Raw genomic sequence first — 24,575 nt, forward strand, 5'->3', positions numbered from 1 at the left:
ATCATTAAGGGTTAGAGTCGACTTTTGAACGTCAGTGATTGGATACACGTTGTGAAATCTCAATTCTTTATTGTATGAACACATGCACATAAAGAGTTGGCATCTAAAGTGAGTGATGTAACAAAGAAAGAAAAAACTTGCTTGATCTACTTAGCCGCAACCCTCTCTCCATAGAGGATAAAGGGTCTTGGGGGTAGATTTATAGATAGGCTGCATAATGCAGGGCAGTTAGAGGTGATACATTACTAATGTCGGTCAAGGGAAATGGCCCCAGGTCCGACAATGGCCAGCAAAATAAAGGCGCCAGCAATGCTGACGTTCTTATAGAAGTTAATCATATTCGGCACGACCGCATCACCGGTCATATCCCAGTAGTGGTGTCCAATCACCGCTGTTCCGAGGGTATAGAATACAAACAGTACCGCGAGAGGACGGGTGAAAAAGCCCAGAACGATCAGGATGGCGGCAGGCACTTCCATCACTACCGCAATAATGGCCGCCAGCATGGGCATCGGCGTTCCCAGCGAGGTCATGTATTGTACGGTGCCGCTAAACCCCGTCAGTTTTGGATAACCAAAGATAATAAACAGCACGACAAGTGCGATGCGGCCAATGAGCAGCAGCAGGTGACGTGACTGGCCGAAATCGAGATAACGTAGTGAGTTCATGGCAGAAAAACCTCTGCTAGTGGAGTAATTTAAACGTAATACATATTTTCATTCCCTGCCATAAGCCAGACGATTGCACAAGATGTTAAATTTTCGTTAATTTATAGCAGGCTATCTACTTGCTTAATTTTTATATTCTCGCCAGACTATGGCCTCGATTTCGGGAGGGATTCATGGTCTTGCATTCCACGCGCTGGCTGGCGCTCAGTTATTTCACCTATTTCTTTAGCTACGGCATTTTTCTGCCTTTCTGGAGCGTCTGGCTTAAGGGTATCGGCCTGACGCCCGAGACCATCGGTGTCCTGCTCGGGGCCGGGCTGGTGGCGCGTTTCCTCGGCAGCCTGCTGATTGCCCCGCGCGTCAGCGATCCCTCCTTACTGATCAAGGCCGTGCGCATTCTTGCTCTGCTGACCCTGGTCTTTGTGGCCTGCTTCTGGGTCAGCCACCAGTTTGCCTGGCTGATGGTGGTGATGGTCGGCTTTAACCTGTTCTTCTCGCCGCTGGTACCGCTGACGGATGCCCTGGCGAACACCTGGCAAAAGCAGATCACCATGGACTACGGTCGCGTGCGCCTGTGGGGCTCTATCGCCTTTGTGATTGGCTCTGCGCTGGTGGGGAAACTGGTCAGCCTTTACGATTACCGCGCCATTCTTGCCCTGCTGAGTATCGGTATTGCCTCGATGCTGCTGGGCATGCTGCTGCGACCGTCGGTGATGCCGCAAGGGGAAAGTCGCAATCAGGAGAGCGCGGGCTGGCCCGCGTGGCGGAGCCTAGTTGCACAGAGCTGGCGTTTTCTGGCGTGTGTCTGTCTGCTTCAGGGGGCACATGCGGCGTACTATGGCTTCAGCGCCATCTACTGGCAGGGAGCGGGATATTCTGCTTCTGCAGTGGGCTATCTTTGGTCGCTGGGCGTGGTGGCCGAAGTCATTATTTTCGCCCTGAGCAAGAAGCTGTTTCGACGCTTTGGCGCACGTGACCTGCTGCTGCTTTCCGCCGTGTGCGGCGTGGCGCGCTGGGGGATTATGGGCTGGACGACCGATCTGCCGTGGCTGATTGTGGCGCAAATCCTTCACTGCGGCACCTTTACCGTGTGCCATCTGGCGGCCATGCGCTATATCGCAGCGCGCGAGGGCGGAGACGTTATTCGTCTGCAGGCCGTCTATTCGGCGGTAGCCATGGGGGGCAGTATCGCGATCATGACGGTCTTTGCGGGGTTCCTTTACCAGCACCTGGGGAATGGCGTGTTCTGGGTAATGGCGCTGGTGGCGCTACCGGCAATGTTTGTTCGACCGAAAGTGGCCGCACGCGCGTAACTACGATTCCAGCATGGCGCGAATATGTTCTTGCTGCTGCGCGTTCAATGTCTCAACGGCATGAATCAACGGCGGCGAGAACAGCGGCAGGGCCGTAGGGTAGGGGGTGATAACCAGCGCGGCCTCGCGCGGTGCCCCCTCTTTCTGAAAAGCCTGCAGCGTCAGATAGCGAATGTTGAGCGGCAACAGGGTCAGCTCGCGAAGCTGCTGTTCAATCAGGTCCTCACTGGCTTTATCTTCTCCCGTCAGCAGGATCACCTGTTTTTCGTGCAGATCGGTCTCCTGCATCAGCCAGGCACCGAAAATCACAGCCACGAGGCTCATCTCTTCATCGGAAAAACGCAGCCCAAACTCCGCTTCCAGCTCAAACAGCGCTTCCTTCGTGGTGCGTAACAGCCGGGGATAGAGACGGTGGATCTCCTCCGGCAGGCTATTATCGATGCCGATCTCAAACAGCGAGCGGTCCAGCGCCTGAGCAAGGTGGATATACAGCTGATCGGTGAGCCCTTGCTCATCGCTGAAGTTCATCCCGGTCTGCGAGCGAAAGCGGGCGACCATGCGTACGATGGCCCGGCGCAATCGCTGATCCTGCTGGTGTTTATCGAGCACCGGGTCGGGCGTGCGGAGCATCATAAACAGCAGCGCCAGAAACAGCTGTTCATCCCCGTGGGCACCCTGCGGGACGCGCCGTCTCCAGTGGCGCACGATCTCCTGCGCCGTAAAATACTCCCCTCTCGACTGGGTCCAGCTGCGCTGAACGTGGGAAAACTGCGGCGTATTCCCGAGCTGGTGCTGAATAAGGCAGTATTGCAGATAGAGCTGTAAAAACTGGACGTCGCGGCATTCAAACTGGCGCTGCAGCTTGCGAGAGCAGAAGCCGATCAGCGCCCGCAGGTTCGCATCGTCGTAAAGCGGACGCGCGATGCCGTGTTGTTTAAGCGCGGTTTTTAATGCGGGGGTAAACTGGTGCGAGACAAACTGCGGGCAAAGCCGCAGCGCCCGGCGCAGCCAGTGCAGCAGGCATAAACGCTGATTCAGGGCTGTGCCTTCAATCCGGTAGCTGCCGTCGTGGTGCGTGACGATATCCAGCCGGTGATAGCGCTGGATTTCATCGCGCGTCTCGGCTATATCTTGCCGTGCCATCGCGTCGTCCACGCCGTTGGCAGCAATTATGCTCTGTGCGGTGACGGCAGCATCGGGCAGGTAAAGCATCAAAAGCACCTGGCAGCGGCGCTGCGAACTGGAAAGCACAGATGGAATTTCAAGCGTCGTCATCATCTGTCGGGTATCCAGTGTGAATGTTTGATAAGAATAGCTAAAGGATGAACGCTGAAAAGCGCGCCGGCAGGCCTTTCATTCAGGATTGCTGGGGAACATCACAGAATTTTTGACGTGAGGAATTGATGCAAACAGTTAAACAAAGTGCGATGGCGTTATTTTTGGCGGTTATCAGCTTCACCGCCAGCGCACACCCTCACAGTTTTATTGACCTCCAGACCGAGCTGGTCACCGACGGCACGCAGCTCAGCGGCCTGAAAATGCGCTGGACGATGGATGAAATCACCTCGGCCGATCTGCTCTATGATGCGGGAAACGCGAAGCCCGGTGACGAAATCTGGAAAAAGCTGGCGGCAGAAGTGATGGCCAACGTGCTCGGCCAGCACTATTTCACCGAGTTCTGGCATAACGGGCAAAAGGTCAAATTTCTGAACCGACCCACGGAATACGGGATGACGCGCGAAGGGCACCAGGCGGTGCTGACGTTCGTGCTCCCGCTGGCGCACCCTCAGCCGCTGGCGGGGCAAACGTATCGCTTTTCCACCTTTGACCCTACCTATTATGTCGACATGCGCTATGGCAAAGACAGCGACGTGCTGCTGCCGGACGCGCTGCAAAAAAGCTGCAAAATCGGCGTTCATACCCCGAAGCCCAGCGAAGAGACGCTGAACTTTGCGGTCTCCCTCGACAAGGAAGATGCCCCGCCTGAGGACATGGAATTGGGTAAACAGTTCGCGCAGGAGGTGACGTTACAATGTCAGTGATCTCTTCTCCGGTTCGAAAACAGCGTCGCTGGCTGCACCTCTGGCCGCTGGCGATCTTTTTGCTGTTCGCCGTTTGCGGCGCGATGTGGCTGTGGCAGGCCTGGCCGCAGGTCATGATGAAAAGCATTATCTGGCAGCGTGAGGTCAACCAGCAGATGAGCGGTCTGCTGAAGGCGGTGGCGGAGAATCCGACAAAGGCGGGCGGTTCCCTGCTGGCGTTCAGCTTTATCTATGGCGTGCTGCACGCGCTGGGGCCGGGGCACGGCAAAATTGTCATCACAACCTGGCTCGCCACGCATCCATCAAAGCTGAAATCAAGTATCGGCCTGACGTTGGCCTCCTCGCTGCTTCAGGGCGGCGTGGCGATTGCGCTGGTCGTGGTCGTCCTTTCGCTGTTACAGCTTCCCGCGCGCCAGCTGCACATGAGCAGTTTCTGGCTTGAGAAGGGCAGCTACGCGCTGGTCGGCGTGTTGGGGCTGATCCTCTGCTGGCGGGCGCTGAAAAAGCTGCGTGCGCTGCTGCGAAAGCCAACGTTCAAATCCTTTACGCCGCACCACGTTCATGATGAAAACTGCGGTTGCGGGCATCAGCATTTGCCCACGCAGGAACAATTACAGAACGGCGACGACTGGCGTGCGCGGCTGATGATTGTTCTCTCGATGGGCATGCGTCCGTGCTCGGGTGCCATCATGGTGCTGCTGTTCAGTAAGGTGATTGGCGTGTTCGGCTGGGGCATGCTGTCCGCGCTGGCGATGGCAGCAGGAACCTCTCTCACTATTTCGTCTTTAGCGCTGCTGGTACACAGCTTCCGTCAGCTGGCGGTCAAACTCAGCGGCAATAAAACGCCGGTACTGTGGCGACAGGTAGGATGGACCACGCTTGCGCTGGCGGGCGGGGTCATTTTGCTGGTGGCTGCGGTAACGATGTGGATGAGTGCGGTGCCGGTGGGAAGGGGATTACGGCCGTTTTAGTTGGGATCCCCTCTCCCACAGGGAGAGGGAATTACCGGGATTAACGCTTCAGCGCATCGCTCAGTTCATCACGCATGTTTGCCAGCATGGCTTTAACAACGCGTGGGTTACCCGCAACGATGTTGCCGGTAGACATATAGTTATGGCCGCCGGTGAAGTCACACACGATGGCGCCTGCTTCACGTGCGATCAGCTCGCCCGCTGCAAAATCCCATGGCTTCAGTGAGAGTTCGAAGTAACCGTCAACGCGGCCGGTTGCCACGTAGGCCAGATCCAGCGCAGCAGAACCGGTGCGACGGAAGTCCGCGCATTCGGTGAACAGTTTGCCCAGGATATTCATGTAGGTGGTCGCGTGCTGTTTCGCCTTGAACGGGAAACCGGTCGCCAGAATGGTGCCGTCCAGATCGCGTGCGTTGCTGCAGCGCAGACGGTAGCCGTTCAGCTGTGCGCCCTGACCACGGGTCGCGGTGAACAGTTCGTTACGCATTGGATCGTACACAACGGCGACTTCAGTACGGCCTTTAATGCGTACTGCGATAGACACAGAGAAGTGTGGCAGGCGTTTAACGAAGTTGGTGGTGCCATCCAGTGGATCGATAACCCATTGAACATCCTGATCGGTACCTTCATGTTCACCGCTTTCTTCGGTGATGATGGTGTGCTGTGGGTAAGATTTGCGGATCGTTTCGATAATAATCGCTTCTGCGGCTTTATCGACGTTAGTCACGAAATCATTGCTGCCTTTCTGGCTGGTTTCTACGGAGTCTGGCGTTTCGTAGTGTTTGGCAATTACATTACCCGCCTTGCGCGCTGCGCGCACGGCGATGGTCAGCATCGGATGCATCGGTCTCTCTCACTGGATGTTAAAGAACAGGAAAATCGGCGCAGAGTATAGCAGCGGGATCGGATTATGTCTCCCGTTTATGATAATATGCCCGAATATTCTTCAGACACTGAATTCAGACATTAAAAATTATGCTGCAAAACATTCGAATTGTGCTGGTTGAAACATCGCATACCGGCAACATGGGCTCCGTTGCCCGCGCTATGAAAACCATGGGCTTAACGAACCTGTGGCTGGTTAACCCGCTGGTGAAGCCTGACTCGCAGGCTATCGCGCTGGCGGCAGGTGCCAGCGACGTAATCGGCAATGCCCAGATCGTCGATACCCTTGACGAAGCGCTGGCCGGCTGCAGCCTCGTTGTCGGGACCAGCGCGCGTTCACGCACGCTGCCGTGGCCAATGCTCGATCCGCGTGAATGCGGCCTGAAAAGTGTCTCGGAAGCAGCACAGGCACCGGTTGCGCTGGTGTTTGGCCGCGAGCGCGTAGGCCTGACTAACGACGAGCTGCAGAAGTGTCATTATCACGTCGCGATTGCGGCAAACCCGGAGTACAGCTCGCTGAACCTGGCGATGGCGGTGCAGGTTATCGCTTACGAAGTACGAATGGCGTGGCTGGCGACGCAGGAGAAAGAGGTCGAGCCAAAAGAAGAGACGGCTTACCCGCTGGTGGATGACCTTGAGCGCTTCTACGGTCATCTGGAGCAGACGCTGCTCTCAACCGGCTTTATTCGCGAAGGCCACCCGGGGCAGGTGATGAACAAGCTGCGCCGTCTGTTTACCCGCGCGCGTCCGGAAAGTCAGGAGCTGAACATCCTGCGCGGGATTCTTGCGTCGATTGAGCAGAAGAATAAAGAGTAGTGTCGATTTCCTCCTCTCCCTGTGGGAGAAGGGCGGGGTGAGGGCATCAGCCCGCACCTGGGTTATGAAGGCACAGAAGGTTAAATACCTGACTAAAACAGTCAAGTAAATAGTTGACCATTTTAGTCAGGAATGTCAGACTTGGCCCTGCTATGCAATACCCCCATTTTACAATAAAAAACCCCGGGCAGGGGCGAGTTTGAGGTTAAGTAAGACATGAGACTGACATCTAAAGGGCGTTATGCCGTGACCGCGATGCTGGACGTTGCGCTCAACTCCGAAGCGGGCCCGGTTCCGTTGGCTGATATTTCTGAACGACAAGGGATCTCCCTCTCTTACCTGGAACAGCTGTTCTCCAGACTGCGTAAAAATGGACTGGTTTCCAGCGTTCGTGGCCCAGGCGGCGGTTATCTGCTGGGTAAAGACGCGGGCAGTATTGCAGTTGGCGAAGTGATCAGCGCAGTTGACGAATCCGTTGACGCGACCCGTTGCCAGGGTAAAGGCGGCTGTCAGGGCGGCGACAAATGCCTGACCCACGCGCTGTGGCGCGATCTGAGCGACCGTCTCACCGGCTTCCTCAACAACATCACCCTCGGTGAGCTGGTGAATAACCAGGAAGTTCTGGACGTATCGGGCCGTCAGCACGGCCATGATTCCCAACGCAGCACCCGCGCGCAAGACGCTATCGACGTCAAACTGCGCGCGTAATAAAACGATAAGTATTTCAGAATCAGGCCGGGGCGAAGACTCGCCCCGTGTACTCGGTCGTACATCCAGCCGGTTGCCTGATTCCTTGCATTGAAGCGATGTACGGAGTTTAAAGAGCAATGAAATTACCGATTTATCTCGATTACTCCGCAACCACGCCGGTGGACCCGCGTGTTGCCGAGAAAATGATGCAGTGTCTGACCCTGGACGGAAACTTTGGTAACCCAGCTTCCCGTTCACACCGTTTTGGCTGGCATGCTGAAGAGGCGGTTGATATCGCCCGTAATCAGATTGCTGACCTGGTCGGTGCCGACCCGCGTGAAATTGTTTTCACCTCCGGCGCGACCGAATCCGACAACCTGGCGATCAAAGGTGCAGCCAACTTTTATCAGAAAAAAGGCAAGCACATCATCACCAGCAAAACCGAACACAAAGCCGTGCTGGACACCTGCCGTCAGCTGGAGCGTGAAGGGTACGAAGTCACCTATCTGGCGCCACAGAGCAACGGCATTATCGATCTGAAAGAGCTCGAAGCGGCCATGCGTGATGACACCATTCTGGTCTCCATCATGCACGTTAACAACGAAATCGGCGTTGTTCAGGACATTGCGACCATCGGCGAAATGTGCCGCGCGCGCGGTATCATCTATCACGTGGACGCGACCCAGAGCGTGGGCAAACTGCCTATCGACCTGAGCCAGCTGAAAGTGGACCTGATGTCCTTCTCCGGCCACAAAATCTATGGCCCGAAAGGCATCGGCGCGCTGTACGTTCGTCGTAAACCGCGTATCCGCATCGAAGCACAGATGCACGGCGGCGGTCACGAGCGCGGCATGCGTTCCGGTACGCTGCCTGTTCACCAGATCGTGGGCATGGGCGAAGCCTACCGCATTGCAAAAGAAGAGATGGAAACCGAGATGGCACGCCTGCGCACGCTGCGTAACCGTCTGTGGGACGGCGTGAAAGATATGGAAGAAGTGTATCTGAACGGCGATCTCGAGCAGGGTGCTCCGAACATCCTCAACGTCAGCTTCAACTATGTTGAAGGCGAATCGCTGATCATGGCGCTGAAAGACCTGGCGGTTTCTTCCGGTTCTGCCTGTACCTCTGCAAGCCTTGAGCCATCCTACGTGCTGCGTGCGCTGGGTATGACCGACGAGCTGGCACACAGTTCTATCCGTTTCTCTTTAGGTCGTTTCACTACCGAAGAAGAGATTGACTACACCATCAAGCTGGTTCGCAACTCCATTGGCCGTCTGCGCGACCTTTCTCCACTGTGGGAAATGTTCAAGCAGGGCGTGGATCTGAACAGCATTGAATGGTCACATCACTAATCGGTACATAAGGAGAATTCAATCATGGCATACAGCGAAAAAGTCATCGATCATTACGAAAACCCACGCAACGTTGGCTCTTTTGACAACAGCGACGAATCTGTTGGAAGCGGCATGGTCGGTGCGCCAGCGTGTGGCGACGTGATGAAGTTGCAGATTAAAGTCAACAATGAAGGTATCATTGAAGACGCGCGCTTCAAGACCTACGGCTGCGGTTCTGCTATCGCGTCCAGCTCCCTGGTCACCGAATGGGTGAAGGGCAAGTCTCTGGACGAAGCACAGGCAATCAAGAACACGGATATTGCTGAAGAACTCGAACTGCCACCGGTGAAAATTCACTGCTCAATTCTGGCAGAAGACGCGATCAAAGCCGCCATTGCGGATTACAAAAGCAAACGTGAAGCAAAATAATTGAGGTTTGAGTATGTCGATTACCCTTAGCGACAGCGCTGCCGCGCGAGTAAGCTCTTTTCTGGCGAACCGTGGTAAAGGCTTTGGCCTGCGACTGGGCGTACGTACCTCCGGCTGTTCTGGTATGGCTTACGTACTGGAGTTTGTTGACGAACCGGCGTCTGACGACACCGTGTTTGAAGACAAGGGCGTGAAGGTGGTGGTCGATGGCAAAAGCCTGCAATTCCTCAACGGCACTCAGCTGGACTTCGTTAAAGAAGGCCTGAACGAAGGGTTCAAGTTCACGAACCCGAACGTCAAAGACGAGTGTGGTTGCGGCGAAAGCTTCCACGTTTAACCGCGCGTCATCCGAAACCCCACCGTGGCGTTACCCGCTGCGCGTGGGGTTTGTTCTAACAGGCTACCCCTGAGATTGTTATGGATTACTTCACTCTCTTCGGACTACCCGCTCAATACCCGATCGATCTCCAGGCGTTGACGATCCGTTTTCAGGATCTGCAGCGTCAGTACCATCCGGACAAATTCGCGAGCGGTACTCAGGCAGAGCAGCTGGCTGCGGTTTCCCACTCTGCCACCATCAACCAGGCCTGGCAGACGCTGCGCCACCCGCTGGCGCGCGCTGAATATCTGCTCTCGCTCCACGGTTTTGATCTGGCGAGCGAACAGCACACCGTGCGCGACACGGCGTTTCTGATGGAGCAGCTGGAGCTTCGCGAAGAGCTCGATGAGATTGAACAGGCCAAAGACGAAGCGCGTCTGGAAAGCTTTATTACGCGCGTGAAGGGCATGTTCGATACCCGCCATCAGCAGATGGTGGAGCAACTGAACAACGAGACCTGGGACGTGGCGGCAGATACTGTGCGCAAACTCCGTTTTCTCGATAAACTGCGAAGCAGTGCTGAACAACTCGAAGAAAAGCTGCTCGATTTTTAATTTCGGAAGCAATTATGGCCTTATTACAAATTAGTGAGCCTGGCTTAAGTGCCGCACCGCACCAGCGTCGTCTGGCGGTGGGTATCGATCTGGGCACCACCAATTCCCTCGTGGCGACCGTGCGCAGCGGCCAGGCGGAAACGCTGGCTGACGAGCAGGGCCGCCATCTGCTGCCTTCCGTGGTCCACTACCAGCAGCAGGGTCACGCGGTAGGCTATGACGCCCGCGCTAACGCCGCGCGCGATCCGGCCAACACCATCAGCTCCGTCAAGCGCATGATGGGCCGCTCGCTGGCCGATATTCAGACCCGCTACCCGCATCTGCCGTATCAGCTGCAGGCCAGTGAAAACGGCCTGCCGATGATTGCGACCGCGGCCGGTCTGCTGAACCCGATTCGTGTTTCTGCTGACATCCTCAAAGCGCTGGCGGCGCGTGCCACGGCGACGCTCGGCGGCGATCTGGACGGCGTAGTCATTACCGTTCCGGCCTATTTTGACGACGCACAGCGCCAGGGCACCAAAGACGCCGCGCGTCTGGCGGGCCTGCACGTGCTGCGTTTGCTGAACGAACCGACGGCGGCTGCGATTGCCTACGGCCTCGATTCCGGTCAGGAAGGGGTGATCGCGGTTTACGATCTCGGCGGCGGGACGTTTGATATCTCTATCCTGCGCCTGAGCCGCGGGGTGTTTGAAGTACTGGCGACCGGCGGGGATTCCGCGCTGGGCGGCGATGACTTCGACCACCTGCTGGCGGACTACATCCGCGAGCAGGCGGGCATCAGCGATCGCAGCGATGCGCGCGTACAGCGTGAACTGCTGGATGCGGCCATCGACGCCAAAATCGCCCTGAGCGATGCGCAGACGGTTACCGTCAATGTTGCGGGCTGGCAGGGTGACATCACCCGCGACCAGTTTAACGAACTGGTTGCGCCTTTAGTTAAACGCACCCTGCTGGCCTGCCGTCGCGCATTGAAAGATGCCGGCGTTGAGGCGAACGAGGTGCTGGAAGTGGTCATGGTGGGCGGTTCGACCCGCGTGCCGCTGGTGCGCGAGCGCGTGGGCGAATTCTTTGGCCGCACCCCGCTGACCTCCATCGACCCGGACAAAGTGGTTGCCGTGGGCGCCGCGATCCAGGCCGATATTCTGGTCGGCAACAAGCCGGACAGCGAAATGCTGCTGCTGGACGTCATCCCGCTGTCGCTGGGCTTAGAAACCATGGGCGGCCTGGTGGAGAAAGTGATCCCGCGTAACACCACCATTCCGGTGGCGCGCGCGCAGGAGTTCACCACCTTCAAAGACGGCCAGACCGCGATGTCCATCCACGTGATGCAGGGCGAACGCGAGCTGGTGCAGGACTGCCGCTCTCTGGCGCGCTTTGCGCTGCGCGGTATCCCGGCGCTGCCTGCGGGCGGGGCGCACATTCGCGTCACCTTCCAGGTGGACGCCGACGGTCTGCTGAGCGTCACGGCGATGGAAAAATCCACCGGCGTGGAATCGTCCATTCAGGTCAAGCCATCCTACGGCCTGACCGATGGCGAAATCGCCTCCATGATTCAGGACTCAATGAGCTACGCCGAGCAGGATGTGAAGGCGCGTATGCTGGCGGAACAAAAAGTGGAAGCCGCACGCGTGCTGGAGAGCCTGAACGGCGCGCTCGCTGCCGACGCCGCGCTGCTCAGCGCCGCTGAGCGCCAGGTGATTGACGACGCTGCCGCGCGCTTAAGCGCCGTGGCCGAAGGCAATGACGCTGACGCAATAGAAGAAGCCATTAAAAACGTTGATAAACAAACCCAGGACTTCGCTGCTCGCCGCATGGACAAATCTGTCCGCGTCGCGCTGAAAGGCCAGTCCGTGGACGAGGTTTAATATGCCAAAGATTGTTATTTTGCCTCATGCGGACCTCTGTCCGGATGGCGCTGTTCTGGAAGCGAAGACCGGTGAAACCATTCTCGATGTAGCCCTGCGTGCAGGTATCGAAGTGGAACACGCCTGTGAAAAATCCTGTGCCTGCACCACCTGCCACTGCATCGTGCGTGAAGGTTTCGACTCTCTCGCCGAGAGCACCGAAGATGAAGACGACATGCTGGATAAAGCATGGGGTCTGGAGCCAGACAGCCGCTTAAGCTGCCAGGCCGCGGTGACCGATGAAGATCTGGTCGTGGAATTCCCACGCTACACCATCAACCACGCACGCGAGCATTAATATGGGACTGAAGTGGACAGACAGCCGTGAAATCGGCGAAGCGCTCTACGACGCGAACCCGGATCTCGATCCGAAGACCGTACGATTCACCGATATGCATCAGTGGATCTGCGATTTAGAGGATTTCGACGACGATCCAAACGCATCCAATGAAAAAATTCTGGAGGCGATTCTGTTAGTCTGGTTAGATGAAGCAGAATAAATAACAAAACGGGCTGCCTTCAGGCGGCCCGTTTGCTAGTTGCTAATAAGGAAAAATAAAATGACCGAAGCGATGAAGATTACGCTCTCTACGCAGCCCGCCGACGCGCGCTGGGGCGAGAAAGCCAGCTACAGCATCAACAACGACGGTATTACCCTGCACCTGACGGGCAACGATGATTTGGGCCTGATCCAGCGCGCCGCGCGTAAAATTGACGGTCTGGGCATTAAGCATGTCTCGCTGGAAGGCGAAGGGTGGGACACCGACCGCAGCTGGGTATTCTGGGCGGGTTACAAAGGGCCGAAAGGCAGCCGCAAAATTGAGTGGGCGAACCTCGACGAAGCCGGTCAGAAAGAGCTGGAAAGCCGCCTGCAAATCATCGACTGGGTACGCGACACCATTAACGCTCCGGCGGAAGAGTTAGGCCCTGAGCAGCTGGCGCAGCGCGCGGTTGACCTGCTGTGCGGCGTGGCGGGCGACAAAATGTCCTACCGCATCACCAAGGGTGAAGACCTGCGCGAGCAGAACTACATGGGTATCCACACCGTGGGCCGCGGCTCCGAGCGTCCTCCGGTCCTGCTGGCGCTAGACTACAACCCAACCGGCGATAAAGCAGCGCCGGTCTTTGCCTGCCTGGTAGGTAAAGGCATCACCTTCGACACCGGCGGCTACAGCCTGAAGCAGAGCGCGTTCATGGACTCCATGAAGTCCGACATGGGCGGCGCGGCAACCATCACCGGTGCGCTGGCGTTTGCGATTACCCGCGGTCTGAACAAGCGCGTGAAGCTGTATCTGTGCTGCGCGGACAACATGGTGAGCGGTAACGCCTTCAAGCTGGGCGACATCATTCGCTACCGCAACGGTAAAAACGTTGAGGTGATGAACACCGACGCCGAAGGCCGTCTGGTGCTGGCCGATGGCCTGATCGACGCGTCTGCCCAGAAGCCTGAGCTGATCATCGACATGGCGACCCTGACCGGCGCGGCGAAAACCGCCCTGGGCAACGATTACCATGCGCTGTTCAGCTTCGACGACAAGCTGGCCGCTCGCCTGCTGGCAAGCGCCGCTGCGGAAAACGAGCCGTTCTGGCGTCTGCCGCTGGCCGAGTTCCACCGCAGCCAGCTGCCGTCCAACTTTGCCGAGCTGAACAATACCGCCAGCGCGGCGTACCCGGCGGGTGCAAGCACCGCGGCAGGGTTCCTGTCCCACTTCGTTGAGAATTATCACGAAGGCTGGCTGCACATTGACTGCTCCGCAACCTACCGTAAAGCAGCGGTTGAGCAGTGGTCCGCGGGCGCGACCGGTCTGGGCGTGCGTACCGTGGCGAACCTGCTAACGGCTGAGTAATGCTCTTTGCCCTTACCCTAACCCTCTCCCCATGGGAGAGGGCAGGGGTGAGGGGGAAATTCGACATCTGGAATTGTTATGTCCGAAACCAAAAACGAATTAGAAACCCTGCTGGAGCAGGCGGCGACTGAGCCCGCCCACCGTCCGGCATTTTTCCGCACCCTGCTGGAATCGACCGTCTGGGTGCCGGGTACCGCCGCGGAAGGTGAGCAGGTCGTAGAAGACAGCGCGCTGGATCTGCTGCACTGGGAGAAAGACGACGGCACGTCGGTGATCCCGTTCTTCACCTCGCTGGAAGCGCTTCAGAAAGCGGTAGAAGACGAACAGGCGTTCGTGGTGATGCCGGTGCGTACCCTGTTTGAAATGACGCTCGGCCAGACGCTATTCCTGAACGCGAAGCTGCCGACCGGGAAAGAGTTTACGCCGCGTGAAATCAGCCACCTGATTGGCGAAGAGGGCAACCCGCTCAGCACGCAGGAAGTGCTGGAAGGGGGCGAAACGCTGCTGCTCTCTGAGGTGGCCGAGCCACCCGCGCAGATGATTGATTCCCTGACGACGCTGTTCAAAACGCTCAAGCCCGTCCGGCGCGCGTTTCTCTGCTCCATTAAAGAGCGTGCGGACGAACAGCCGGTTCTGCTGATTGGTATTGAGGCGGACGGCGATATCGACGAAATCATTCAGGCGGCGGGCAGCGTGGCAACCGACACGCTACCGGGCGACGAGCCGATTGATATCTGCCAGGTGAAGAACGGCGAGAAGGGCATCAGCCACTTTATTACCGAGCACATCACCCCGTTCTACGAGCGTCGCTGGGGCGGCTTCCTGCGCGATCTCAAAACCAACCGCATCATCTGATTACGGCGGGGTGAATATCACCCCGTTGCTTCCAGCAGCAGTAAATCCATCAGCAGCACCAGATTCGACTCAAACGACGTCACCCCTGCCGCTTCGGCGGCGAAGTGTACCGCTTCGTCATAGAGCGCAAAATGCACGTCAGCCATTCCCGCCAGCGTATTGGCGGAGGCGCGGGTAAACGCGACGATCGTCATACCGACGTTTTTGGCTATCCTCGCTTTATCCAGCACCTGTTCCGTTTCGCCGCTGCGCGAGACGGCAATAAACACCTGATAGCGGGCGGCGTTGCTGAGGAAAATATTCCGGCTGTCACCCGGCCCGGAGATAAACGCCGTTTTGCCCAGTACCTGCAGCTTCTTGGTCAGGTACTCCGCAAACAGATAAGAAAACCCGGCGCCGTAGAGAAAGAAACTCTCTTTCTGGCGCAGCAGGTTAGCAAACTGCTGGCGTTTCTCCTGGGTAACCCACTGAAAGGTATGCTGATAGTTGGCGATAAACTGATTAAACAGCACCGGGAGTTCAGGACGCGACTGCGCCTGAGCGGCAATATGCGGCGTGTCGGATAGCAGCTGCTTGCAGTGCCAGATAAACTCGCTAAAGCCGCTGAACCCCAGCTTCTGGCATAGCCGCATAATGGTGGCTGTAGAAACGAACGTCGCCTGCGCCAGCTCGCGAACCGTGATGTTGCCCACCAGCAGCGGATGCTCCGTGAGGTGGGCGAGGACGCGATACTCCGCGCGGGTCAGCGACGCCCCGCGCGTTAACAGCGTGGCCAGGCGGTTATCCATTATTTCGCGGGTTCGACAGGCAGATCGTCTCGCGCACCCCATTCGCTCCAGGCGCCGTCGTAGAGCGTGACGTCGCTTACGCCGAGCGTGGCGAGCGCCAGAATCACTACGCAGGCCGTCACGCCGGAACCGCAGCTGGCAATAATCGGACGATGTAAATCAACCCCTGACTGGTCAAAAATAGCGCGCAGCTCGTCGGTGGTTTTCAGCTCGCCCTCAAACACCAGATCGCCCCACGGCACGTTCAGCGCGCCCGGAATATGTCCGCGCTTCAGCCCCGGACGCGGTTCATCCGCTTCGGCATTAAAGCGCGGAGCAGGACGGGCATCAACGATTTGCGCCGTTTTTTCATGGCTCACGACCAGCACGTCGGTCAGGCGTTTTACCACGTGGGCGTCAAAGGTCGCATCGAATTCGCCTTCCGGTAGCGTGACGTCACCCTGCTGAAGGGGCAGTTCGTCACGTTTCCAGCCCGCCAGCCCGCCCGCCAGAATCGAGACTTTTTCTACGCCGAAGTTTTTCAGCATCCACCACGCGCGCGGCGCTGAGAAGAGGTTACCTTCATCATAGACAACGAGGTGCTTATCTTTGCTGATGCCCAGCTCGCGCATCGCCACGGAAAACGCTTCCGGGCGCGGCAGCATGTGCGGCAGGGGAGAGGTGTGATCGGAAAGGGCTTCGATATCAAAAAATACCGCGCCAGGCAGATGCCCGGCACGGTATTCACCGGGCACGTCACGATGCTCTTGCCCCGGAGGGGCCATACGAGCGTCGATAATCTGAACTTCCGGATCGTCGCCGTGCTCAATCAGCCAGTCGGCAGCGACAAAATATGAGGTGGACATGGGTTGCCTCCATTCTTTTCCGTAAAAAAGGATTGTCGGTGTTTTTTCTGACACCGACAAGCAAACCACGTTCAACTCGCGAGCAAGCCCCTATTTTTTCACCGGTTCGCCGTCCTGCCAGGCTTTTTGCAGCGCAGGCCAGTAGTCGCGGTTGGCCTCGATCATCTCATCAAGAATCACTTTCGCATGTTCCATGGTCGGCACGGTGCGGTTGAGGGTGAACGCCTGCAGGGCTTTCTCATAGCTGCCCTCGATGGTCGCCTCCACCAGAAGCTGTTCCGAGGCGAGCTGCTGTTGCAGCAGGGTCTGATGGAACAGCGGCACCTGACCGACGCGAATCGGTTCCGGGCCTTCGGAGGTGATATAAGCGGGCACTTCCACCACGGCATCGTACGGCAGGTTGGCGATCGCCCCGCGGTTTTCCACCATCACCAGATGTCGGCTGCGCAGGTTAAAGGCCAGCGAGCAGGCGACATCAACAATAAACTCGCCGTGGACGCCCACGTGGAAGGCATCAGGCAGGATCCCGGTTCGCTTATATTCTTCGGCAGCGGCGAACAGCTTTTTCTCACGCCCGTCCATCACTTCATTGGCGCGGGTATAGTCCGGGTTCTGATGCTCCACAATCTGGTTCGGCATCAGGTAGTACTGCAGATACGGGTTCGGCAGATACTCCGGGAAGTTGTCCATGATCGGCTTGATATTGCGCCAGGTCTTCACCCATGAAGGATCGGAATGCTGCGGATCGGTTTTAGCCGCGTCTTCCGTCAGCAGGCCAAACTTTGCGATATGCTTACGCAGCTCGGGCAGCTTGTCTTCGCCGTCCACCAGCACGCGGGTAAACCAGCCGAAGTGGTTCAGGCCGAAGTAGTCGACCTCCAGCTTGTGGCGATCGACACCCAGAATTGCCCCCATATTGCGCATCGCGGCCACCGGCATATCGCAGATATTCAGCACCCTCGCGTTCGGGCGCAGACGCCGCACGCCCTCCGCGACGATCGCCGCCGGGTTGGAATAGTTCACGATCCAGGCTTTTTCATGCGCGTAGCGATCGACCAGATCGATAAGCTCCACCATCGGCAGGATCGTGCGCAGGCCGTAGGCAAGCCCGCCGGGTCCGCACGTTTCCTGGCCCACCACGCCGTGACGCAGCGGGATCTTCTCATCCTGCTCGCGCATTTTATACTGGCCGACGCGCATCTGGGCGAAGACGAAATGCGCGCCGCTGAAGGCCACTTCCGGATCGCTGGTGACGGTAAATTTGATGCTCTGACTGTGGTCGCGAACCACCTTCTCGACGACGGGCGCAATGGTGCTTTGACGCGCCTCGTCGATGTCATAAAGGCGGATTTCGGCCAGAGGGAAATCCTGCAGGCGCACCATCAGGCTTTTCACAATACCCGGCGTGTAGGTGCTGCCGCCGCCGGCAATCGACAGAATGAATGGGGGTGTAAACATCTTTAGCTCCTTTCAGAGAAACGTCTCAACGGCTTCTCGCATTTTTTTGACGTGCAGCCCGTAGACCACCTGAACGTTGTTACCTTGTTTGATAATCCCTTTCGCGCCGGTCGCCTTCAGCCGAGGCTCGTCGATAATGGCGACGTCCTTCACCGTGACGCGTAAGCGGGTGTAGCAGTTATCCACGACCTGAATATTTTCCCGGCCTCCGAGACCTACCACGATGGATTCGCCGAGCCCGTCGTTATTCCCCTTCGCCTGGTACTCCTGCTTGCTGTAAAGGCGCGTTTCCTTGTCGTCATCCTCACGGCCCGGCGTTTTCATGTTGAAGTGCAGGATCAGGAAGCGGAACACCACGAAGTAGAGGGCAAACACGATCAGCCCCACCACGATGTACATCGGCCAGTTGGACTTCTCCGTGCCGAGCGGCAGGTTGTAAAGGATGAAGTCGATAATCCCGTTGGCGCCGATGGCGTGAACGCCCAGCAGCGAGAACAGCATCATGCCGATGCCGGTCAGCACCGCGTGCACCACGAACAGCAGCGGGGCGACGAAGAGGAATGAAAACTCAATCGGCTCGGTCACGCCGACCAGCAGCGAGGTCAGCGCCGCGGGGATAAGAATGGCTTTCGCAATGACTTTACGCTCCGGCTTTGCGGTCATATACATCGCCAGCGCGGCGGCAGGCAGGCCGAACATTTTGCTGATGCCGCGCGCGTCCCACACCACCGTGCTGCTGAGCTGCTTCACGTTCGGGCAAGCCATCTCGGCGAAGTAGATATTGCGCGCGCCCTGATATGTTGCGCCGCACACCTCCTGCGTACCGCCCAGCTCGGTATAGAGAAACGGCGTATAAACCAGATGGTGCAGGCCAGTGGGAACCAGAATGCGTTCCAGGAAGCCGTAGATGGCCACGCCAAACGGCCCGGAGCCTTTGATGGCAAGCGCCAGGGCGCTGATGCCGTGCTGGGCAAAGGGCCACAGTTCACTCATCACCACGCCGAGCAGCATGGAGACCGGAAGCATTACAATGGCGACAAAACAGTGGCCGGAGTAAATCGCCATCGCGCCGTTAAACTGTACGCCGGAGTATTTATTGTACAGATATCCGGAGAGCGCTCCGGTCAGGATCCCGGCAAAGACCCCCATCTCTAGCACCTGCACGCCCAGCACCATTGTCTGTCCGGCCGCTTTCATCTGGGCAACTGGCGCCAGCGCGCCCTGCAGCTGCAGCGTGACGTTCATGGCGTTGATGAACACGATAAAGGTGACCAGGCCAATCAGTGCGGCATAGCCTTTATCACGCGTCGCCAGACCAATCGGAATACCGACGGCAAACACCAGCGCCAGGTTAACCAGCACCGACACGGCAGATTTCGCGATAAGCTGACCAGTATGCTGAATCAGAGGATGTCCAAGAAACGGCAGGTACTCCGCGAGATTACCGTTACCCAGCACGTTACCAAAGGCGATAAACAGACCGACGATCGGTAAGATAAGTACCGGTCCGTACAATGATTTTCCGAAATTTTGTAGGGCGTTCACGGCTCGTTTCATGGCTTTCTCTCTTATTGAACCGCGCACTCGGGGTGCGTCATGGTCATAAAACTAGCAGTCTTCAGGCACGTTTATCCAGCTATCTTATTGTTTTAAAAACAAATGACTTGGAAGGTAACATGTGACGTTATGTCTTGTGATCGCGGTTCCATCACGGCGTAGCGGCGTGATGTCACTCTGCGAGGCGCTTTCCAGACTCTAAAATTGGACTTTTTGAATTAATGAAACTTGCGGATAATACTTATCCGGACGACGACCAACAGGCCCCCTGGGCCAGGGACAAAGGATGAAACCGTTTCGCTTAGCCGCGCTCTCTCTTGCGCTGCTTACCACGTTTACGCTTGTCGGCTGTGATAACAGCGACGATAAATCTCAGGCTGCGGCTCCCGCGGCATCCACCGCATCCACACCAAAAGCCGCGGAAAAGCCCAATGCTGAAACGCTGGCTAAACTGGCCGCCCAGAGTCAGGGAAAAGCGCTGACCTTGCTGGATGCCTCTGAAGTCCAGCTAGACGGTGCTGCCACGCTGGTGCTGACCTTTTCTGTTCCGCTGAATCCTGAACAGGATTTCGCGAAAACAGTGCATGTCGTGGATAAGAAAAGCGGCAAGGTTGACGGGGCGTGGGAACTTGCGCCTAACCTGAAAGAGCTTCGCCTGCGCCATCTGGAGCCTAACCGCAACCTGGTCGTCACCGTTGAACCTGGCCTGCAGGCGCTGAACAAAGCGACGTTTGGTACTGATTATGAGAAAGCCCTGACCACCCGGGACGTTGAACCCACCGTCGGTTTTGCCAGCCGCGGCTCGCTGCTGCCGGGTAAAGTGGTGGAAGGGCTGCCGGTTATGGCGCTCAACGTCAACAATGTCGATGTCAACTTTTACCGCGTGAAGCCTGAATCGTTGGCCTCCCTTGTTAGTCAGTGGGAGTACCGTAACTCGCTGACCAACTGGGAATCCGACAATCTGCTGAAGATGGCGGAACTGGTTTACACCGGTCGATTCGATCTTAATCCGGCGCGCAACACGCGCGAAAAATTGCTATTGCCTCTGAAGGATATTAAACCGCTCCAGCAGTCTGGCGTTTATATCGCGGTCATGAACCAGGCCGGGCACTACAACTACAGCAACGCCGCGACGCTCTTTACCTTAAGCGATATTGGACTGTCCGCTCACCGTTATCATAACCGCCTGGACATCTTCACCCAGAGCCTGGAAAACGGGGCGGCGCAGTCCGGGGTTACCGTTACCCTGCTGAATGACAAAGGGCAGACCCTTGCCGAAGCAAACAGCGATGCCGACGGCCATGCGAAGCTTGAAACCGACAAAGAGGCCGCGCTGATTCTGGCCAGCAAAGACGGCCAGACCACGCTGCTTGACCTCAAGCTGCCGGCGCTCGATCTGGCGGAGTTCGATATTGCCGGTAGCCCCGGCTACAGCAAGCAGTTCTTTATGTTTGGCCCGCGCGATCTCTACCGCCCGGGTGAAACGGTGATCCTCAACGGCCTGCTGCGCGACAGTGACGGTAAGCCACTTCCCGATCAGCCCGTGAAGCTTGACGTGCTGCGTCCGGATGGACAGGTCGCGCGTACCATTGTCGTCAAGCCAGAGAACGGGCTCTATCGCTTTAACTATACGCTGGACAGCGGAGCGCAGACCGGCATGTGGCATATACGCGCCAACACGGGCGATAACCTGCAGCGTCTGTGGGACTTCCATGTCGAAGACTTCATGCCAGAGCGCATGGCGCTCAACCTGAGCGGACAAAAAACGCCGCTATCACCGCAGGATAACGTCGACTTTAACGTGGTGGGCTATTACCTGTATGGCGCACCGGCCAACGGTAATTCTCTGCAGGGCCAGCTTTTCCTGCGTCCGCTGCGTGACGCGGTGTCTGCGCTGCCGGGCTTCCAGTTTGGCGATATCGCCGAAGAGAACCTGAGCCGCAGTCTGGATGAAGTGCAGCTTACGCTTGATGAGCAGGGGCGTGGGCAGGTTTCTACCGAAAGCCAGTGGAAAGAGGTGCACTCTCCGCTGCAGCTTATCCTGCAGGCCAGCCTGCTGGAGTCGGGCGGTCGCCCAGTGACGCGTCGTGCTGAGCAGGCCATCTGGCCCGCAGCGGAATTGCCGGGTATCCGTCCTCAGTTCGCCAGCAAGGCGGTTTACGATTACCGCACCGATACCACCGTCAACCAGCCGATTGTTGATGAGAACGGCAACGCCAGCTTCGATATCGTTTACGCCGATGCCAGCGGCGCGAAAAAACCGGTGTCCGGTTTGCAGGTTCGCCTGATCCGCGAGCGCCGCGACTACTTCTGGAACTGGTCTGAGAGCGAGGGCTGGCAGTCTCAGTTCGATCAGAAAGACCTGGTTGAAGGCGAGCAGGAGCTGACGCTCAAGGCCAACGAGACGGGTAAAGTCACCTTCCCGGTGGAGTGGGGCTCTTATCGTCTCGAGGTGAAAGCACCTGATGAGATGGTCAGCAGCGTACGCTTCTGGGCAGGGTATAGCTGGCAGGATAACAGCGACGGCACAGGAGCCGCGCGGCCTGACCGCGTGACGCTAAAACTAGATAAGCCAGCCTATCAGCCAGGCGATACCATCAACCTGCACATTGCCGCGCCGGCCGCTGGCAAGGGCTATGCGATGATCGAGTCCAGCGAAGGGCCGCTGTGGTGGAAAGAGATCGACGTACCGGCAAACGGGCTTGATCTCGCGATCCCGGTCGACAAGGCGTGGAAACGTCACGATCTTTATCTGAGTACGCTGGTGGTGCGTCCTGGGGATAAATCAAAATCCGCTACGCCGAAACGCGCGGTCGGCCTGCTGCATCTGCCGATGGGCGACGAAAACCGTCGCCTGAATATTGCGCTCGATAGCCCGCAGAAAATGCGACCAAACCAGACGCTCTCTGTGAAAGTGAAAGCCAGCGTGAAAGAGGGGGCCGTGCCGCAGAAGGTGAACGTCCTGGTATCGGCGGTGGACAGCGGCGTGCTGAACATTACCGATTACGTGACGCCTGATCCCTGGCAGGCTTTCTTTGGTCAGAAGCGCTACGGCGCGGATATCTACGACATTTATGGCCAGGTCATTGAAGGGCAGGGCCGCCTGGCCGCGCTGCGCTTCGGTGGCGATGGGGATGAACTGAAGCGCGGCGGCAAACCGCCGGTGAACCACGTCACCATCATTGCCCAGCAGGCACAGCCGGTCACGCTGGATGCCAACGGGGAAGGCACGATTACGCTGCCGATTGGAGACTTTAACGGTGAGCTGCGTCTGATGGCGCAGGCCTGGACGGAGGACGATTTCGGCAGCAGTGAAAGCAAGATTATTGTAGCCGCGCCGGTTATTACCGAGCTGAATACCCCACGCTTCCTGGCAAGCGGAGACACCTCGCGGCTGACGCTGGATCTAACCAACCTGACCGACCAGCCGCAAACGCTGAACGTTGCCCTGACCGCAACAGGCAAACTATCGCTGGAAGGCGGACAGCCGCAGCCGGTGCAACTGCCTCCGGGGGCACGAACCACCCTCTTTATTCCGGTGCGTGCGCTGGAAGGCTATGGTGACGGTGAGGTGACAGCACAGGTTATCGGCCTGCAGCTTCCGGGCGAGACCTTTGCGCCACAGCAGAAGAGCTGGAAAATCGGCGTGCGTCCGGCGTTCCCGGCGCAGACGGTCAATACCGGTGCCATGCTGAACCCTGGCGAATCCTGGACCGCACCGGCGCAGCATAGTAACGGTTTCTCTCCTGCCACCCTGCAGGGGCAACTGCTGCTGAGCGGAAAACCACCGCTCAACCTGGCGCGCTACATTCGTGAGCTGCAGGCCTATCCGTATGGCTGCCTGGAGCAGACCGCAAGCGGCCTGTTCCCGTCGCTCTATACTAACGCGGCGCAGCTTACGGCGCTTGGCATCAAAGGTGATACGGACGATAAACGCCGTGCCGCCATTGATATCGGTATTTCCCGTCTGCTGCAGATGCAGCGTGAAGACGGCGGGTTCGCGCTGTGGGATAAAAACGGTCCGGAAGAGTACTGGCTGACGGCCTACGTGACCGACTTCCTGGTGCGCGCGGGCGAGCAGGGTTACAGCGTACCTGCCGATGCGGTGAATAACGCCAATAGCCGCCTGCTGCGCTACCTGCAGGATCCGGGCATGATGTCCATTCGCTACAGCGACGATACTCAGGCCAGTAAATTTGCCGTGCAGGCCTATGCCGCTCTGGTGCTGGCACGTCAGCAAAAAGCACCGCTGGGCGCGCTGCGTGAAATCTGGGAACGTCACGCTCAGGCGGCGTCCGGGCTACCGCTCATGCAGCTGGGCATGGCGCTCAAGCTGATGGGCGATGCGCCGCGCAGCCAGCAGGCGCTGGATCTGGCTCTCAAAACACCGCGTAACGACAGCAAAACCTGGATGGCCGATTACGGCAGCCAGCTTCGCGATAACGCGCTGATGCTCTCCCTGCTGGAGGAGTACAAGCTGCTGCCGGATGCGCAGAATACGCTGCTGAATGCTCTGTCTGAACAGGCCTTCAGCCAACGCTGGCTGTCAACGCAGGAGAGCAACGCGCTGTTCCTGGCCGGACGTTCGCTGCAAACCTTGTCCGGTACATGGCAGGCGAAAACCTCTCTGCCTGAGACCGCATCAGGCGGCGATAAGTCACTGGTACAAAACGTGAGCGGCGACCAGCTTGGCGCGCTGCAGGTGACCAATACCGGCACGACTCCGCTGTGGGTGCGTCTGGACAGCACCGGATATCCGGAATACACCCCTCAGCCGAGCGCGAACGTGCTGCAGGTTGAACGTCATATCCTGGCAACCGACGGCAGCACTAAATCACTCTCTTCCCTGAAGAGCGGTGAGCTGGTGCTGGTGTGGCTGGAAGTTAAAGCCAGCCAGAACGTGCCGGATGCGCTGGTGGTGGATCTCCTCCCTGCGGGTCTGGAGCTGGAAAACCAGAACCTGGCGAGCAGCAGCGCCAGCCTGCAGGACAGCGGTAGTGAAGTACAGAACCTGCTCAGCCAGATGCAGCAGGCGGACATTCAGCATATGGAATTCCGCGACGACCGCTTTGTGGCCGCCGTGCCGGTAAATGAAGGTCAGCCGGTCACGCTGGTCTATCTGGCGCGCGCCGTGACGCCGGGAACCTACCAGGTGCCGGTTCCGATGGTCGAGTCCATGTATGTGCCGCAGTGGCGGGCAACGGGGGCGGCCAGTGGCCCGCTGATTGTTGTTCCGTAAT

22 protein-coding genes are annotated in these 24,575 nt (G+C 57.8%); 15 read left to right on the forward strand and 7 right to left on the reverse strand.

The genetic code is table 11. From position 1 onward, the window contains the following. Positions 1-245 precede the first annotated feature (245 nt). Positions 246-668, reverse strand: a complete 423-nt coding sequence (locus UR504_RS12975; RefSeq protein WP_302236204.1) for a DoxX family protein — start codon at positions 666-668, stop codon at positions 246-248. A 173-nt stretch (positions 669-841) separates the two neighbouring features. On the opposite strand from UR504_RS12975, the gene UR504_RS12980 reads away from it, so the two are divergent. Beyond that, positions 842-1,981 (forward strand): 3-phenylpropionate MFS transporter, encoded by a 1,140-nt coding sequence (locus tag UR504_RS12980; protein ID WP_302236201.1) that lies wholly within the window; start codon positions 842-844, stop codon positions 1,979-1,981. Here UR504_RS12980 and csiE read toward each other — a convergent pair whose 3' ends face one another. Next, positions 1,982-3,259, reverse strand: a complete 1,278-nt coding sequence (gene csiE, locus UR504_RS12985) for a stationary phase inducible protein CsiE (protein WP_133294930.1) — start codon at positions 3,257-3,259, stop codon at positions 1,982-1,984. A 125-nt stretch (positions 3,260-3,384) separates the two neighbouring features. Between csiE and UR504_RS12990 the strand changes: the two genes are divergently transcribed. After that, complete coding sequence (locus UR504_RS12990) at positions 3,385-4,023, forward strand: DUF1007 family protein (RefSeq protein ID WP_302236197.1); 639 nt, start codon at positions 3,385-3,387, stop codon at positions 4,021-4,023. Next, a complete protein-coding gene (locus UR504_RS12995) occupies positions 4,014-4,994 on the forward strand; it encodes a nickel/cobalt transporter (protein WP_111965141.1) in 981 nt (326 codons plus the stop codon). Before UR504_RS12990 ends, UR504_RS12995 begins: the two co-directional genes overlap by 10 nt. A 40-nt stretch (positions 4,995-5,034) precedes the next feature. Here UR504_RS12995 and suhB read toward each other — a convergent pair whose 3' ends face one another. Then, the gene (gene suhB, locus UR504_RS13000; RefSeq protein WP_003860668.1) at positions 5,035-5,838 is read right to left on the reverse strand and encodes an inositol-1-monophosphatase; all 804 of its coding nucleotides are present in this window, start codon (positions 5,836-5,838) and stop codon (positions 5,035-5,037) included. 131 nt (positions 5,839-5,969) lie between these two features. On the opposite strand from suhB, the gene trmJ reads away from it, so the two are divergent. The 11 genes from trmJ (at position 5,970) to sseB (ending at position 14,687) form a co-directional block, all read left to right on the forward strand. Beyond that, positions 5,970-6,695 carry a tRNA (cytosine(32)/uridine(32)-2'-O)-methyltransferase TrmJ gene (gene trmJ, locus UR504_RS13005; RefSeq protein ID WP_111965142.1) on the forward strand — a complete coding sequence of 242 codons (726 nt, stop codon included), beginning with the start codon at positions 5,970-5,972 and terminating at the stop codon, positions 6,693-6,695. Positions 6,696-6,911: 216 nt separating this feature from the next. Next, positions 6,912-7,403: a Fe-S cluster assembly transcriptional regulator IscR gene (gene iscR, locus UR504_RS13010; RefSeq protein ID WP_045399615.1), complete on the forward strand. Its 492-nt coding sequence runs from the start codon at positions 6,912-6,914 to the stop codon at positions 7,401-7,403. Between the two features lie 119 nt (positions 7,404-7,522). Further along, complete coding sequence (iscS, locus tag UR504_RS13015) at positions 7,523-8,737, forward strand: cysteine desulfurase (protein ID WP_008502157.1); 1,215 nt, start codon at positions 7,523-7,525, stop codon at positions 8,735-8,737. A gap of 24 nt (positions 8,738-8,761) precedes the next feature. After that, the gene (gene iscU, locus UR504_RS13020) at positions 8,762-9,148 is read left to right on the forward strand and encodes a Fe-S cluster assembly scaffold IscU (RefSeq protein WP_003860661.1); all 387 of its coding nucleotides are present in this window, start codon (positions 8,762-8,764) and stop codon (positions 9,146-9,148) included. 13 nt (positions 9,149-9,161) lie between these two features. Further along, on the forward strand, positions 9,162-9,485 hold the full coding sequence (iscA, locus tag UR504_RS13025; RefSeq protein ID WP_003860659.1) for an iron-sulfur cluster assembly protein IscA: 324 nt from the start codon (positions 9,162-9,164) through the stop codon (positions 9,483-9,485). A gap of 80 nt (positions 9,486-9,565) precedes the next feature. Further along, positions 9,566-10,081: a co-chaperone HscB gene (gene hscB / locus UR504_RS13030; RefSeq protein ID WP_024908642.1), complete on the forward strand. Its 516-nt coding sequence runs from the start codon at positions 9,566-9,568 to the stop codon at positions 10,079-10,081. Between the two features lie 14 nt (positions 10,082-10,095). Next, complete coding sequence (hscA, locus tag UR504_RS13035; RefSeq protein ID WP_302236187.1) at positions 10,096-11,946, forward strand: Fe-S protein assembly chaperone HscA; 1,851 nt, start codon at positions 10,096-10,098, stop codon at positions 11,944-11,946. Between the two features lies 1 nt (position 11,947). Then, entirely contained in the window at positions 11,948-12,283 is a 336-nt protein-coding gene (gene fdx, locus UR504_RS13040) for an ISC system 2Fe-2S type ferredoxin (protein WP_003860652.1), read from the forward strand. Between the two features lies 1 nt (position 12,284). Continuing rightward, positions 12,285-12,485 (forward strand): Fe-S cluster assembly protein IscX, encoded by a 201-nt coding sequence (gene iscX, locus UR504_RS13045; protein ID WP_003860650.1) that lies wholly within the window; start codon positions 12,285-12,287, stop codon positions 12,483-12,485. Between the two features lie 60 nt (positions 12,486-12,545). After that, a complete protein-coding gene (pepB, locus tag UR504_RS13050; protein WP_320739770.1) occupies positions 12,546-13,832 on the forward strand; it encodes an aminopeptidase PepB in 1,287 nt (428 codons plus the stop codon). A 78-nt stretch (positions 13,833-13,910) separates the two neighbouring features. Next, a complete protein-coding gene (gene sseB / locus UR504_RS13055) occupies positions 13,911-14,687 on the forward strand; it encodes an enhanced serine sensitivity protein SseB (RefSeq protein ID WP_133294923.1) in 777 nt (258 codons plus the stop codon). Between the two features lie 17 nt (positions 14,688-14,704). Here the strand turns inward: sseB and UR504_RS13060 are convergent, their stop codons facing one another. The 4 genes from UR504_RS13060 to UR504_RS13075 all read right to left on the reverse strand — a co-directional run bounded on the left by UR504_RS13060 (position 14,705) and on the right by UR504_RS13075 (position 19,335). Continuing rightward, positions 14,705-15,475, reverse strand: coding sequence for a MurR/RpiR family transcriptional regulator (locus UR504_RS13060; RefSeq protein ID WP_133294922.1), 771 nt, complete (start codon positions 15,473-15,475; stop codon positions 14,705-14,707). After that, on the reverse strand, positions 15,475-16,320 hold the full coding sequence (gene sseA, locus UR504_RS13065) for a 3-mercaptopyruvate sulfurtransferase (RefSeq protein WP_274240625.1): 846 nt from the start codon (positions 16,318-16,320) through the stop codon (positions 15,475-15,477). Before sseA ends, UR504_RS13060 begins: the two co-directional genes overlap by 1 nt. A 90-nt stretch (positions 16,321-16,410) precedes the next feature. Further along, positions 16,411-17,778 (reverse strand): 6-phospho-alpha-glucosidase, encoded by a 1,368-nt coding sequence (locus UR504_RS13070; protein WP_274240624.1) that lies wholly within the window; start codon positions 17,776-17,778, stop codon positions 16,411-16,413. Positions 17,779-17,790: 12 nt separating this feature from the next. After that, positions 17,791-19,335, reverse strand: coding sequence for a PTS transporter subunit EIIC (locus UR504_RS13075; protein WP_115876002.1), 1,545 nt, complete (start codon positions 19,333-19,335; stop codon positions 17,791-17,793). Positions 19,336-19,621: 286 nt separating this feature from the next. Here UR504_RS13075 and UR504_RS13080 point away from each other — a divergent pair, with 286 nt between their 5' ends. Beyond that, positions 19,622-24,574, forward strand: a complete 4,953-nt coding sequence (locus UR504_RS13080) for an alpha-2-macroglobulin family protein (protein ID WP_302236174.1) — start codon at positions 19,622-19,624, stop codon at positions 24,572-24,574. Position 24,575 lies beyond the last annotated feature (1 nt).

Origin of the sequence: Enterobacter sp. 241F3 (assembly GCF_034106785.1) — a bacterium.
Lineage (GTDB): Bacteria > Pseudomonadota > Gammaproteobacteria > Enterobacterales > Enterobacteriaceae > Enterobacter > Enterobacter vonholyi.

Coding starts and splice junctions, on each gene's coding strand:
- UR504_RS13080 (WP_302236174.1), top strand. CDS start 19,622: ATGAAACCGTTTCGCTTAGCCGCGCTCTCTCTTGCGCTGCTTACCACG.
- iscR (WP_045399615.1), top strand. CDS start 6,912: ATGAGACTGACATCTAAAGGGCGTTATGCCGTGACCGCGATGCTGGAC.
- hscA (WP_302236187.1), top strand. CDS start 10,096: ATGGCCTTATTACAAATTAGTGAGCCTGGCTTAAGTGCCGCACCGCAC.
- UR504_RS12995 (WP_111965141.1), top strand. CDS start 4,014: ATGTCAGTGATCTCTTCTCCGGTTCGAAAACAGCGTCGCTGGCTGCAC.
- UR504_RS12975 (WP_302236204.1), bottom strand. CDS start 668: ATGAACTCACTACGTTATCTCGATTTCGGCCAGTCACGTCACCTGCTG.
- csiE (WP_133294930.1), bottom strand. CDS start 3,259: ATGATGACGACGCTTGAAATTCCATCTGTGCTTTCCAGTTCGCAGCGC.
- iscA (WP_003860659.1), top strand. CDS start 9,162: ATGTCGATTACCCTTAGCGACAGCGCTGCCGCGCGAGTAAGCTCTTTT.
- UR504_RS12980 (WP_302236201.1), top strand. CDS start 842: ATGGTCTTGCATTCCACGCGCTGGCTGGCGCTCAGTTATTTCACCTAT.
- trmJ (WP_111965142.1), top strand. CDS start 5,970: ATGCTGCAAAACATTCGAATTGTGCTGGTTGAAACATCGCATACCGGC.
- sseA (WP_274240625.1), bottom strand. CDS start 16,320: ATGTCCACCTCATATTTTGTCGCTGCCGACTGGCTGATTGAGCACGGC.
- UR504_RS13070 (WP_274240624.1), bottom strand. CDS start 17,778: ATGTTTACACCCCCATTCATTCTGTCGATTGCCGGCGGCGGCAGCACC.
- iscX (WP_003860650.1), top strand. CDS start 12,285: ATGGGACTGAAGTGGACAGACAGCCGTGAAATCGGCGAAGCGCTCTAC.
- hscB (WP_024908642.1), top strand. CDS start 9,566: ATGGATTACTTCACTCTCTTCGGACTACCCGCTCAATACCCGATCGAT.
- fdx (WP_003860652.1), top strand. CDS start 11,948: ATGCCAAAGATTGTTATTTTGCCTCATGCGGACCTCTGTCCGGATGGC.
- iscS (WP_008502157.1), top strand. CDS start 7,523: ATGAAATTACCGATTTATCTCGATTACTCCGCAACCACGCCGGTGGAC.
- sseB (WP_133294923.1), top strand. CDS start 13,911: ATGTCCGAAACCAAAAACGAATTAGAAACCCTGCTGGAGCAGGCGGCG.
- pepB (WP_320739770.1), top strand. CDS start 12,546: ATGACCGAAGCGATGAAGATTACGCTCTCTACGCAGCCCGCCGACGCG.
- UR504_RS12990 (WP_302236197.1), top strand. CDS start 3,385: ATGCAAACAGTTAAACAAAGTGCGATGGCGTTATTTTTGGCGGTTATC.
- iscU (WP_003860661.1), top strand. CDS start 8,762: ATGGCATACAGCGAAAAAGTCATCGATCATTACGAAAACCCACGCAAC.
- UR504_RS13060 (WP_133294922.1), bottom strand. CDS start 15,475: ATGGATAACCGCCTGGCCACGCTGTTAACGCGCGGGGCGTCGCTGACC.
- UR504_RS13075 (WP_115876002.1), bottom strand. CDS start 19,335: ATGAAACGAGCCGTGAACGCCCTACAAAATTTCGGAAAATCATTGTAC.
- suhB (WP_003860668.1), bottom strand. CDS start 5,838: ATGCATCCGATGCTGACCATCGCCGTGCGCGCAGCGCGCAAGGCGGGT.